The 12,870-nt window shown below is 40.1% G+C and carries 16 protein-coding genes; 2 read left to right on the plus strand and 14 right to left on the minus strand.

Annotation, left to right across the window (positions count from 1 at the left end; translation table 11 throughout):
• Positions 1-40 precede the first annotated feature (40 nt).
• From ADM50_RS05470 to ADM50_RS05535, 14 genes are all read right to left on the minus strand, one after another.
• Positions 41-1,192 carry an MFS transporter gene (locus tag ADM50_RS05470; RefSeq protein WP_049484779.1) on the minus strand — a complete coding sequence of 384 codons (1,152 nt, stop codon included), beginning with the start codon at positions 1,190-1,192 and terminating at the stop codon, positions 41-43.
• Between the two features lie 112 nt (positions 1,193-1,304).
• On the minus strand, positions 1,305-1,928 hold the full coding sequence (locus ADM50_RS05475; protein ID WP_049484780.1) for a Pr6Pr family membrane protein: 624 nt from the start codon (positions 1,926-1,928) through the stop codon (positions 1,305-1,307).
• A gap of 2 nt (positions 1,929-1,930) precedes the next feature.
• Positions 1,931-2,269, minus strand: a complete 339-nt coding sequence (locus ADM50_RS05480; RefSeq protein ID WP_001061600.1) for a zinc ribbon domain-containing protein YjdM — start codon at positions 2,267-2,269, stop codon at positions 1,931-1,933.
• A 209-nt stretch (positions 2,270-2,478) separates the two neighbouring features.
• The gene (locus ADM50_RS05485; protein ID WP_000229890.1) at positions 2,479-2,997 is read right to left on the minus strand and encodes a Dps family protein; all 519 of its coding nucleotides are present in this window, start codon (positions 2,995-2,997) and stop codon (positions 2,479-2,481) included.
• A gap of 189 nt (positions 2,998-3,186) precedes the next feature.
• Positions 3,187-3,945 carry a triose-phosphate isomerase gene (gene tpiA / locus ADM50_RS05490; RefSeq protein ID WP_000087899.1) on the minus strand — a complete coding sequence of 253 codons (759 nt, stop codon included), beginning with the start codon at positions 3,943-3,945 and terminating at the stop codon, positions 3,187-3,189.
• 96 nt (positions 3,946-4,041) lie between these two features.
• Entirely contained in the window at positions 4,042-4,719 is a 678-nt protein-coding gene (locus ADM50_RS05495; RefSeq protein ID WP_049484781.1) for a DnaD domain-containing protein, read from the minus strand.
• Between the two features lie 8 nt (positions 4,720-4,727).
• Complete coding sequence (gene metA / locus ADM50_RS05500) at positions 4,728-5,672, minus strand: homoserine O-acetyltransferase MetA (protein ID WP_001122729.1); 945 nt, start codon at positions 5,670-5,672, stop codon at positions 4,728-4,730.
• Positions 5,673-5,858: 186 nt separating this feature from the next.
• Positions 5,859-6,371, minus strand: a complete 513-nt coding sequence (locus ADM50_RS05505) for an adenine phosphoribosyltransferase (RefSeq protein ID WP_001049316.1) — start codon at positions 6,369-6,371, stop codon at positions 5,859-5,861.
• 86 nt (positions 6,372-6,457) lie between these two features.
• Entirely contained in the window at positions 6,458-7,216 is a 759-nt protein-coding gene (locus ADM50_RS05510) for a class I SAM-dependent methyltransferase (RefSeq protein ID WP_049484782.1), read from the minus strand.
• 483 nt (positions 7,217-7,699) lie between these two features.
• Positions 7,700-8,389, minus strand: coding sequence for a 50S ribosomal protein L1 (rplA, locus tag ADM50_RS05515; protein WP_001085675.1), 690 nt, complete (start codon positions 8,387-8,389; stop codon positions 7,700-7,702).
• 97 nt (positions 8,390-8,486) lie between these two features.
• Positions 8,487-8,912 carry a 50S ribosomal protein L11 gene (gene rplK, locus ADM50_RS05520; RefSeq protein ID WP_001085808.1) on the minus strand — a complete coding sequence of 142 codons (426 nt, stop codon included), beginning with the start codon at positions 8,910-8,912 and terminating at the stop codon, positions 8,487-8,489.
• A 122-nt stretch (positions 8,913-9,034) separates the two neighbouring features.
• Positions 9,035-9,751: an LD-carboxypeptidase LdcB/DacB gene (gene ldcB, locus ADM50_RS05525; RefSeq protein ID WP_044021158.1), complete on the minus strand. Its 717-nt coding sequence runs from the start codon at positions 9,749-9,751 to the stop codon at positions 9,035-9,037.
• Between the two features lie 14 nt (positions 9,752-9,765).
• Complete coding sequence (locus tag ADM50_RS05530; protein WP_049484783.1) at positions 9,766-10,227, minus strand: HIT family protein; 462 nt, start codon at positions 10,225-10,227, stop codon at positions 9,766-9,768.
• Position 10,228: 1 nt separating this feature from the next.
• Positions 10,229-11,266, minus strand: coding sequence for a M42 family metallopeptidase (locus tag ADM50_RS05535; RefSeq protein ID WP_049484784.1), 1,038 nt, complete (start codon positions 11,264-11,266; stop codon positions 10,229-10,231).
• Between the two features lie 136 nt (positions 11,267-11,402).
• Here ADM50_RS05535 and ADM50_RS05540 point away from each other — a divergent pair, with 136 nt between their 5' ends.
• The gene (locus ADM50_RS05540) at positions 11,403-11,954 is read left to right on the plus strand and encodes a DUF1307 domain-containing protein (RefSeq protein WP_049484785.1); all 552 of its coding nucleotides are present in this window, start codon (positions 11,403-11,405) and stop codon (positions 11,952-11,954) included.
• A gap of 318 nt (positions 11,955-12,272) precedes the next feature.
• On the plus strand, positions 12,273-12,824 hold the full coding sequence (locus ADM50_RS05545) for a DUF1307 domain-containing protein (protein ID WP_049484786.1): 552 nt from the start codon (positions 12,273-12,275) through the stop codon (positions 12,822-12,824).
• The last annotated feature ends 46 nt before the right edge of the window (positions 12,825-12,870 follow it).

The following is a 12,870-nucleotide window of genomic DNA, read 5'->3' on the forward strand; positions in this document are numbered from 1 at the left end:
GGTACAAAATTCCAAAAAAGAAAAACTTAGGAAACCAATCCTAAGCTCTCTTTTGAAGTGCGTACATAACAAAGATAGAAGTGACAATCAACCAACATCCTAAAATGGTGAAGACCAACATACCGTTTTGAGTCACCAAGCCGATCGCCCCAAGAATGAAAGGTGTCATAAAGGCTCCAAAGCTACATCCTAGCACTGCAAAAGATGTTGCCTGATTAAGGAGCTTGGCTGGGATTCTTTCAGAAAGAAGTTGAAAGACAGTGGTCAAGGCCACACTGTAGGAAAAACCTGCCACAACACTTCCAACTACCATCACACCCAATGACGGAGACAAGGCAATCACAATCTGCCCCAATCCAAAGGTGATGCCTGACCAAAGGAGCAACCTTTCTTTAAACAGAGAGATAAAGAAAGAAAAACTCACACCTGCCAAGATACCAATCAACTGCATGATACTTAAAACCAAGCTCGATAACTGGGCATCCCCTAGACCTCTTTCCACCATCAGACTAGGAATACGAATGGTGATAGCTGTATTGGTGCAGACAACTACTGCTGCTTCGACAGCCAATAGAAAAATTAAGCCTTTCATCTGTCCTGTCAAACGAGTCGTTTCGGCTTCTTTTTTCTTTGTTTCTTTCTTTTCTTTCCCATAAGGGACAAAGAGCAGATAAAGGATCAATACTAAAAATCCTGCACTGTAGGCCAAGAAGGTCACTGTCCATCCCAAGGATAAGAGTTGACCTACCACTAGAGTCAAAATCGACGCCCCGACAACTTCTGCTGATCCGCGGAGACCCAGCATCTGAATCCGTGTCTTTCCATGATAGCGTTCGCTGATGATAGAAATAGCCTTGGCATTGATCATCCCAACACCCAAGCCAAATAAAATCCGCATAGCAAAGACAAAGTTATAATCCTGATACCAGAAGGGAGCTGTTCCACCGATAGAGAGGATGAGAAGTCCCAGACTAATCTGAAGTCGCTCAGGAAACAACCGCTCCAAGAACCCATTTAAAACCAGCATAATCATGATCCCAAAAGAAGGGAGACTGACCAGGAGCTCGATTTGTTCTTTAGGGTAACCTTGATAGTAGTCAAACATGGCTGGCAGAGCACTTGAGATGGAAAAGGAGGTAATCAAAACGAGGGAGAGGGCCAAAATACTAGCCCGTTCTAAATATTGTTTCATGAATTTTCTTTCTATATATTTCTCACTGTTGATCCTTTTAAAAGGAAGATGGCAAGAAAAGAAGGAGCCCGATTGAACTAAAGACTCCGTCCTAACTTTCCTAATAGGAAGACTATTTTCGCTTGATTTTCTTGATCAGATAGAAGATGAAGCCTGCAACCATATAGGCTGCAAAAATGATTAAACACCATTTGATAACCACGTCCCAACCCTTGTTCACATTTAAAAAGAAATAAGGGAAGGGATTGTCCTTGGAATTCGGAATATTGAGTTTTAAGACCAAGCCGTTAAACAAGGCAAAAATCATATAAACCAAGGGCAAGATGGTCCACAAGACTGGATCCCAAATCTTGTATTGACCCTGTTTATCAAAGAAGAGGGTGTCGGCTAAAAACCAGAGTGGAACGATATAGTGGCAAAGGAAATTTTCCACACGGTAAAAGTCTGTCGCGATCGGAGCAAGCATAAAATGATAAATCACACAGGTAATCATGATACTCATGGTAACACCACCCTTGAGACGAAGCAAGGTCGGACTTTGCCAATTTTCACCTGAACGGCTCATCACACGGAGCAGATAACCCGTGAAAATCGTTACCAAAAGATTGGACAACACTGTGTAGTAAAGGAGCATACCAAAGCCACCGTGCTTGGTAATTTCTAAATAAACCCCTGTAAATGCCGCTAAGAACAAGAGGACACGACTATAAAAGATAAATTTGTAGTTCAGTTTCATGGCTAGATTTTCTTAACAAATTCTGATTTGAGTTTCATAGCTCCAAAACCATCAATCTTACAGTCGATGTTGTGGTCACCTTCTACAATACGGATATTTTTAACACGAGTTCCTTGTTTCAAATCCTTTGGCGCACCTTTTACTTTCAAGTCCTTGATTAAGGTTACAGTATCGCCGTCAGCCAATTTATTTCCATTGGCATCAATAGCAACAACACCTTCTTCTACTTCTGCAACTTCTGCAGGGTTCCATTCATAGGCACACTCTGGGCAGACCAAGAGACTTCCGTCTTCGTAGACATATTCTGAATTACATTTTGGGCAATTTGGTAAGTTGTTCATAAGTCCTCCTTAAACTAACAATTATTCTTTAAAATTCATATGTTATTGAACAGCAACTATTATACCGTAAAATCCTACTTTTGACAATGTGTCCTAAGTCCAGCAAACAAAAAAATCATGCAACTGTTTACAGTTACATGACTTTTAAAAGATGATTGGTCATGGGCACTTATCAGGTACCTCATGATAAAAGGGGTAGCAACTATATTTTACAAACCAGGAGCTTGTCCAAGTTCTGCTGCAAGCATCCAAACTGTTTTCTCAAGTTCAGCCTTAGCACCAACAAAGATATCGTTTGTAACATCATCGCCTTCTTCATCAGTCACATCCAAAGCTTTTTGGAAAAGAGCGATAAGGTAGCGATAAATCGCTAGAACACGTTCCAAGCTTTCTTCAACGTTACGGAATTCTCCTTCTTCTTCTTCGATTTCACTGTGTTGAAGGAATTCTGTCAAAGTTGAGTAAGGTTTGCCACCAAGGGTGATCAAACGTTCACTGATTTCGTCAAGATAGCCATCAAGGCTGTCCATGTATTCATCCATTTTTGGATGCCATACGAGGAAACCACGACCACGCATATACCAGTGAACTTGGTGAAGGGCAATGTGAGCCACATACAAGTCTGCTACTGCTTGGTTCAATACTTCCTTTGTTTTTGCCAATGCTACTGGCGCTGTTTTAGATAATGTTGTTACGTCTTTTACTGCTTCTTTTTTCAATTCAACCATATTGATCACCTCATAATATTATTTTTGCAACCATATTTATTGATTACTATCTCAGTATACTACTCCTAGTAGACAAAAGCAAGAAAATTAACCCATATTAAAAAAGTTGTAATTGACTGATAATTTAAGAAAAATATACAGTCTTTAAAAAAAAAGACAGTCTTAGCAGACTGTCTGGAATAACTGAGATTATTTTACAAAATCAAGCAATGCCAAGAAGCTTTCAGCTTCAAGTGACGCACCACCAACAAGGGCACCGTCAACGTCTGGGCAAGCCATGTATGAAGCAACGTTTTCAGGTTTAACAGAACCACCGTATTGAACACGAACTTTGTCCGCAACTTCTTGACCGAAGTCTGCAGCTACAACGTCACGAACAACTTTACACATTTTTTGTGCATCGTCTTGTGAAGCTGATTTACCAGTACCGATAGCCCAGATTGGCTCATAAGCGATAACTGATGCAGCAACTTGTTCAGCTGTCAATCCAGCCAATGCAGCAGATACTTGAGCACCTACGAATTCAGCAGCTTTACCAGCTTCGTAAGTTTCAAGTGACTCACCACAACAGATGATTGGAAGCATGCCGTTCGCAAAGATTGCTTTTGCTTTTTTATTGATATCTTCGTCAGTTTCATGGAAGTAGTCACGACGTTCTGAGTGACCGATAACAACGTAGTCAGTACCGATTTCTTTCAAAACTTGTGGGCTAGTTTCACCAGTGAAAGCACCTGCATTTTCAAAGTAGCAGTTTTGAGCAGCAACTTTAAGGTTTGAACCTTTAGCAGCAGCAAGAACAGCTGTCAAATCAACTGCAGGAGCTGCGATACCTGCTTCAACAAGGTCTGATGAAGGAAGTTTTGATGCAACGGCTTCAACGAATGCTTTTGCTTCTTCTGGATTTTTGTTCATTTTCCAGTTACCAGCGATAAATGGTTTACGTGACATTTCACATACCTCTTTTTTCATTTTATTCACTATTATTCTATCATATTTATAAGGAGCTTGCAAACCTTACTCTAATTTTCAAGATTTTTCAAGCGACTAATCTTGCCACAAATTCATGGCATCGAGGAAATCAGCAGAAGCCTGAACTTGTTTGGGATTATTCGCTTCTCGCTCTGCTCGTTTGGCCTCTACCTGAGCCACAGACTGAATACCTTCATGGCGCCAGTTTCGTAGGATTGCCTGAATATATTTCCAGTTTGGCTTGCCATTGAGAACGGCCTCTCGGAGAGCTTCCTTGATCAAATCCGCCTTAACTCCGTCTTCTTTGACAGTCTTAGAAAGATCTTCGATTTCAAATGGTGTTAATAAGCGTCCCAATTCCTGCTGAAAAGTTTCAACCAGATCCTTCAACTGATTCTGCGGATTTGGGGCAGCTGTAGCTGGAGTTTGGCTATCTAGTAAGTTATCTAAGCGTTCAAAAGCCAAACTAGCATCAAAGATGAGCTCAATTTCACCATTTAGTTCAATGGTTCGATATTGTAGTAACCCATTTTCAGTCAAATTCGAAATAGATTGGTTGACATCTGCAACCTCTTTCCCAATGATTTCAGCTATTTGGCTAGGTGAAACATCTCCTAAGGCTGTGGTATTTTGTAAATAGAAAAATTGCCAGACCAGAAAATCTTCGCTGGAAGGAAAGAGTTCCTTAAAATGCAAGAGCAGGGCACTTGGCAAAACCAAGTTCCCTGATTTAAAAGCGTCAAAATATGTCATAATTCCTCTTATAGATATCCAAATGCAGCCGCATCATCCTCTACCTTTCTCCAGTCAAAAGGGGTTTCTTGATAAACTGCATAGTTTACCCAATTGCTGAAAAAGAGGGCAGCTGATGAAGACCAACAGAGACAAGGCGTCTCATTTACATCATCATTTTTAAAGTAGTTCTCTGGTATATGAGGGTCGAGTCCCGCCTCATAATCACGAAAATACTCTCTTGCCAAAGTGTCACGATCGTACTCCAAATGACCAAAACTATAAATTTCACGCAAATCTCGACTAGCTAGGATAGAAACCCCAACCTCAGGACCTTCTGACAGGATCTCCAGATTGGTCTTATTTAAGATTTCTTCTTTTAAAATCTCAGTATGACGAGAATGAGGAGCTACATAGCGATCATCAAAACCTCTAAAAAGAAGGTGCCCTTCTTTCAAGGTGTCCTGTGGGTAAATACCTGATAGTTTCCGATCCATCTGGTGTTTTTCAACGCCATAGCGAACATAAAGACCTGCTTGTGCTCCCCAACAGATATGGAGGGTTGAAAAAACATGCGTCTTGGACCATTCGATGACCTGCTTGAATTCCTCCCAGTAGTCCACCTCTTCAAAAGGCAAATGCTCCACTGGTGCTCCTGTGATAATCATTCCATCAAAAAAGTCATCCTTGACCTCTGGAAAAGTCTTATAGAAGGTTTCCATATGTTCAGCCCGGGTTGTCTTGGAACGATGTGTTTCCATATATAAGAAATCAATATCTAATTGCAAAGGGGTATTGGCCAAATGCCGTAAGAGTTGCGTTTCTGTTACCATCTTTTGAGGCATGAGATTTAAAATCAAAATCTTCAAGGGGCGAATATCCTGATGAGCAGCCCGTTGGTCGTCCATAACAAAGATATTTTCTGTCCTTAAAATCTCCACAGCTGGTAATTTTTTATCAATTCGAATCGGCATAATACCCTCCTAACAGTTCTCTATTTCGGGAATGATCTTGTCTGTTTGAAAGCAAAAACCTCCAAATACTTCTTCCCTTTATTATACTGTATGAAGATATAGTTTTCAATTATAGTTTTTCTCTAACTAGCTATAGTTAATTTATATAGCAGATGAAGAGAAAACAGCCCCAAGGACTGTTTTTCATTAATAATGCATAAGTACCTTGTAATCGTAATCTCCGATTTTTTCACGGCCTTTAAGCTCATCCAACTCAATCAAGAAAGCACAACCGGCTACAACTCCACCAAGTCTTTCAATCATCTCAATGGTTGCCTTGACAGTTCCACCTGTTGCCAAGAGATCATCTACGATGAGAACACGTTGGCCTGGCTTAATCGCATCAGCATGCATGGTCAAGGTATCAATACCATACTCTTTCTCATAGTCAGCAGAAATGACTTCACGTGGCAATTTCCCTGGTTTACGAACAGGAGCAAATCCAATTCCCAGCTCAAAAGCAACTGGGCAGCCAACAATAAATCCACGAGCCTCTGGACCCACAATCATGTCGATCTTCTTGTCTGTTGCATACTGAACAATTTCACGAACAGCGTAGCTATAAGCATTTCCATCTGCCATCAAAGGGCTGATATCACGGAAGGTAATACCTTCCTTAGGATAATTTTCAATCGTTGCGATATAATCTTTTAAATTCATCTTTTTCTTTCTTTCAAAGTTTTTTACTCTCTATTATAGCATATTTTTTAAGAAAGAAAAAAGGAAAAGTTAACTTCAATAATTATCTAACGATTTGACGATTTATAACTAGCCATAGCAATAAAGCCCAATTTCTGTTTATTCTTAGCAAACATTTTATACATAGTTAAAAACTGCTTTCTATTCTCCTTTTTACAAGCATTTACGCAAATTTTCAAAGTTCCTAGCCAACCTTCGTCATAAATCATACCTGATAATTTCATTAATGTCATTTCACCAGTCAATATTTTCACATCACGATAACCTGATTCTATCATCACCTGTTCCCAACCATCTTGAGTTAAAGGACCTACATTTACATGAATTGCTTGTGACAATTCCTGTCTGACAGACTCTTTAGCTTCCTTAAGAAGCACATCATGTGTCAAAAGAAGACCTTCAGGTTTTAAAACCCTTAGATACTCCATTACACATTTTTTCTTAGCTTGATCGGCTTGCATAGTCAGCATAGCTTCATTTATAACAATATCAAAACTAGCATCTCCATAAGGAAGTTTCATTGCATTTGCTCTTTCAAATCTGATCAAATGAGCAACACCTGCCGTTTCAGCAGATTTTTTAGCCACTTCTAAGGCTTGTTCATCCATATCAACAGCAGTTATCTTACAACCAAAACGCTGTGCCAACTCAATTGCTGTAGTTCCCCTATTGCACGCAACTTCTAGTATTCTCTTTTCTTTTGAAAATCCTCCTTCCGCAATTAACCAATCTGTAGCACGTTTTCCACCTGGACGTAAGCGTTTTTTCCCCAGTTTTGCTAAAAACTTATGACCTGCTTCTGACATTTGAACACCTCTATTTTTTCTTCATTATAACATAAAAATATATTATCTGACAATTCTAATCTATTATTTGATAAACTAGAATCAAAAGCATACAAGCTGCCATGACTATAGCATAAATCTATTAATCACCTCTCTAGTTCGAATTCAATTGCCCACGTAGTTTACACATATAGGTTACGACTACATATTTGTACTTTAGAGTTGCTGGCCTCCTTATCCGCTATATGCGCTTTACTATCACGTACCTATTCGTATAGCCAAGATTTCTCTATCTCTTTCTCTGCCAATTCTTGTTTCCAACGTCAGACTTAAACAGTCTATCCCAATGCCGTTCGATCAGCTACTCACAATAGTCAGGCTTGGGAATCACTTTTGGGTTTACTAGTATATGGTACCCACAGAGGACTTACACCTCAGATGAACGGAATGCCCTTTGTACCTAAAAAACGAGTACATTCGTACTCGTTTTTAAAAATCTGTTAATTAAAGTGAGTTTACGTCAACCTTGATACCAACACCTTGAGTAGTTGTGATTGTCAAGTTTGTTACGTAAGTTCCTTTAGCTGTAGCTGGTTTTGCTTTTTGGATTGTTTCGTTGAAAGCTTTAAAGTTTTCAACCAATTTTTCAGCTTCAAATGATACTTTACCGATGATTGCTTGAACGTTACCTGCACGGTCAGCACGGTAAGTGATTTTACCACCTTTAGACTCTTCAACTGCTTTAGCAACATCCATTGTTACAGTACCAGTTTTAGGGTTTGGCATCAAGTTACGTGGTCCAAGGACACGTCCAAGACGTCCAACAAGAGCCATCATGTCAGGTGTAGCGATAACTACGTCGAAGTCCAACCAACCATCGTTGATTTTTGCAACAAGGTCATCTTCACCAACAAAATCTGCACCAGCAGCTTTTGCTTCTTCAGCTTTTGCACCACGTGCGAAAACAAGAACGCGTGAAGTTTTACCAGTACCGTTTGGCAATACCATTGCGCCACGGATTTGTTGGTCAGCTTTTTTAACGTCGATGTTCAAGTTGTAAGCAACTTCTACAGTTGCGTCAAATTTTGCAAAGTTAGTTTCTTTTGCAAGTGCTACAGCTTCTTCTACACTGTATGCTTTTGTGCTGTCGATTTTTTCAAGAGCAGCACGAAGTTGTTTGCTTTTTTTAGCCATTTTCTATTCTCCTTGTAAGTGGTTCAATCGATTTTCATCTCCCACGTCACTTCTCGAAATGATGAAGTCTTGCGGGTTATATTGGGGATGTTATTGATTAGTCAACAACAGTGAATCCCATAGAACGAGCAGTACCTTCGATCATACGCATTGCAGACTCAATGTTTGCTGCGTTCAAATCTGGCATCTTAGTTTCTGCAATTTCTTGTACTTGTGCACGAGTAACTGTAGCAACTTTAGTTTTGTTAGGTGTACCTGATCCTTTTTCAACACCTGCAGCTTTTTTCAAAAGAACAGCAGCTGGTGGTGTTTTTGTTACGAAAGTAAATGATTTATCTTCGTATACTGAGATAACAACTGGAATGATCATACCAGCTTGGTCAGCTGTACGAGCGTTGAACTCTTTTGTGAATCCCATGATGTTGATACCAGCTTGACCAAGAGCAGGTCCAACTGGTGGAGCTGGTGTAGCTTTACCAGCAGGGATTTGCAATTTTACAAGTTTTTCGACTTTTTTAGCCATTTTTAAATCCTCCTTTGTGGTTTTGGCGGTAATTAAAGATTTTTACCTCCCACAAGTATGCTTTACACATACCTTTCCATTATACACTATTTATCTAAAAATGCAAGAGGAAAATTACTTTTTTAATCGACGTAATCTCCGCCTTCAAAGCCATAGTACTCTTCCAAACTGAGACCACTTGCAGCAATTTCTTTGGCTTCTTTTCCGACGTAGCGAAGATGCCATTCTTCCGCCATGTAGCCAGTCTCTTTTTCCTTGCCTTTGAGATAGCGAACAACAAAGCCATAGTCAGCCGCATGATCCAAGAGCCACTGGGCCGCCTTTTCTTCAGTAACTAAATCTCCATCTGTCCCAATAAGGTCAAATGCAAGACCTGTTTGGTGTTCACTATAACCTGGGCGAGCTGAGTAGCGATCAGCAGCTTCCTTACCATCTTGATTCACATAGTCTTGATAAAGTTTGGTTTGAGTTTCATAACTTCTAAAACCACTGTAGTGATCGCTGATTGGGTAGCCAGCTGCTTGCATTGCTGCAATGAGCTTCAGCAATTCTGCTTTAGCTGTTGGATTTTCTCCTGGATTATAGTCTTTTGACAAAGGATAATGCTTATTAGCTATGACGATTTCATCGTACTTCCCTTGAATACTATAGTAGTCTCCCTTATTGACAACTTCTGCCTTCTTCTGACTAGAGGCTTGGGATTTGCTTCCTACAGTTCCTTCAGGTTGACTAGTTTGTTCCGTTTTTTGAGTGTTTTCTTCATTTTTAGGTTTTTCTTGAGAACATGCTGCTAGGGTTACTGCCAGCAAACCAGATAAAACGATGTATCTTTTTTTCATTTTTTCTTCCTCTCTTATACCAAGTGCTTCTCTAATTCATCGGATAAGGCTTTAATCATTTGTTCCAACTCATGGGATTTCACTTGGCAATCTTCTGCCGCCATTTCTTCCCAAGGCACCCACCAGACTGGCCCACGGCCATTCAATCCATGACCCCTCATATCACCTGATCGTCTTGGAAAGAGGTGCCAGTGAGCGTGGGCATCTCCATTTCCTAGGAGTTCAATATTCATCTTTTCAGCTTTAAACGTTTTGGCAACAGCTTCTTGGACCAAACTCATTTCCTCAAGAAAACGAAGTTTTACAGAAGTCTCCATATGGTGGAGTTCTGTGACATGCTCTTTTGCTAGAAATAAGGTATAGCCCTTAAAGTATTGGTGGTTTCCAATGACAACATAGCCTGTTTCTAGTTCTTTTACAAAGTAGGGATTTTCCCCTGCCTTGATCCATTCAATTCTTTGACAAATCAAGCACATATTAGTCTACCAATGCACTCTTGAGATAAGCATCAACCATACGCTCAGTCGCCACGACCGAATCAATGTGTGTTCGTTCGTAAGAGTGACTGGATTCAATACCAGCTCCAAGGAGGGCGTGTTTGACCTCTGCTCCTGCTGACATAGCTGCCGAAGCGTCCGATCCGTAAAATGGATAGATGTCGAGCTTAAATGGAATATCTTGCTCCTTCGCCAAAGCTACCAAGTGTTGACGAAAGTCATAGTGATAGGGACCTGAAGCGTCCTTGACACAGATAGACACTGTATACTCATCCGTCTGCTGGTCATCGCCCATAGCTCCCATATCCACAGCTAGATATTCCACTACCTGAGCTGGAATATTGGAGTTTGCACCATGGCCCACCTCTTCAAAGACTGAAAAGGCAAAATGAGTTGTTACTGGCAGTGCAATCCCCTCTTCCTTATAAACACGAAGAAGATTGAGCAAAATCGCTGCGCTGACTTTGTCATCCAAGTGACGTGACTTGATAAAACCAGTCTCTGTCACGATAGTTCGCGGGTCAAAGCTGATAAAATCACCGACCTCGATGCCCAAGGCGTGGGTTTCTTTTTCATTGGTCACTTTTGCATCCAAACGCACTTCCATATTGTCCTGCGTACGTTCTGCAGTTCCTGCATCTTTGTAGACATGGCAAGATGTCTGGTGGATGAGGATAGTTCCAGATACCGTTTTACCTGTACTAGCCACATGAACGGTACAGTTTTCTCCCTCAATCATGTTCCAAGGAAAACCACCGATACGGTCCAATTTGAGACGTCCGTCAGGTTTGACAGCACGTACAATGGCTCCGAGTGTATCCACATGGGCAGTTACATAGCGATGTTGTTCATCATTTTGACCTTTAATGGTCACATTGACACCGCCCTTGGCTGTACGAACAGGCTGGTAACCAAGTTCTTCTAAAGTATGGACTAGGTAGTCTGAAATCTCACGAGTAAAGCCCGTTGGAGATGCAATAGCGGTTAATTCTTTGATATAGTTTACAGTTTGATTCATTTCTTCACCTCTTCCTACCATTATATCACTTTTCTAGCTGAATCCCTTTGGAAAAGGGTCTTATCCTTCTAGTTGATTTCACTATAGATCCATGTTATAATACAAATACTTTGATTATGAAAGGAAAGTAAAAAATATGAAATCATACTTTAAAGTATCGCTAGCCCTTGTGGCTTCACTTGTCCTCCTGCTCGGATGTTCCAAACAAGCATCAACAACTGCTAGCAGCAGTACCAAAGAAGACACAACAACTCAGTCAAGCGAGACTAAACAAAGCACTGAACAATCATCTGAAAAGAAAGAAACAACTAAAACACATACCTTTGTAAACAAAAATAATTCTGGAATCACTTCTACCTTGGTTTATACTGTAGAGGGGGACAATGTTATCAAACAAACCGCTCAAAATGTTGCTGATCCTGAAATCCTTGGTGCAACTCCAGAAGAGATCAAGAGTACACTCGAGGATACCTATAAAGGTTATTACGGGCTAAAAGGTGTTAAACAAACCATTGAAATCAAAGATGGAAAAGTTGTTCAAGATGTCGAAGTTGATTTCTCAACTGCAAGCCTTGACGAACTTAGAAAAGCACTCCCTGAAGAATATCCTGGTGTTGGAAATCGTGTCAGTTTCTCAATCACTAAAAATGGACTAGAGACACTGGGATTCACTGAAAAGGCGAACTAATCTCCTAAAATTCCAAATAGACTAGTATAGGTCCACCCCAAAAGTTAGACACAACTCTAACTCTTGGGGTATTTTATTACATCCCTAACCGATGAGTTCAATAGATTCCTCCCCATCCCATAAAAAGTGCATTTGAAACTTCACACCCTTATAAAGCCATACGATAAAAGATATTTGAAACAGATAGAGACAAAACTTTAATCGTCAGACTAGTTTCTGTTCATTGTCATGTCAAGTCAGATGAGAGGGGAGGTCTAGTTGATTTTGTAGTAGAATCATGTTATAATACAAAATACTTTGATTATGAAAGGAAATTCTATGAAAACTCTTGTTAAAACTTCACTAGCCCTAGTGGCTTCACTTGTCCTCCTACTTGGATGTTCCAAACAAGCATCAACACCTGCTAGCAGCAGTACCAAAGAAGACACAACAACTCAGTCAAGCGAGAGCAAACAAAGCAGTCAACAATCATCTGAAAAGAAAGATGAAACAGAAACTCACACATTTGTCCACAATAGCAAACCTGGGATTCATTCTACCTTGACTTATACTGTGAAGGGAGATGACGTTGTAAAACAAACTGTTCATAATGTACTTGATCCTGAAAAACTTAATAATACCGCGGAAGGTATTAAGGAAATTGTTGACGATACTTATAAAGGTTATGAAGGGGTCAAAGGGGTTACACAAAAAGTTGAAATCCAAGACGAAAAAGTTATCCAAAACATCGAGGTTGACATGTCTGTCGCAAGTCTTGACAAACTGAAAAAAGCAATGCCGAATGAATATTATGGTATCGGAAACCGTATAAGCTTTGCTGCCTCGAAAAAAATGCTTAAAGAAGCTGGTTATACTGAACAAACCAACTAATGAATCGTGCTCATACAAAAAATTCTTGGTCGATGACCAAGAATTT

This window comes from Streptococcus oralis (assembly GCF_001075675.1).
GTDB lineage: Bacteria > Bacillota > Bacilli > Lactobacillales > Streptococcaceae > Streptococcus > Streptococcus oralis_V.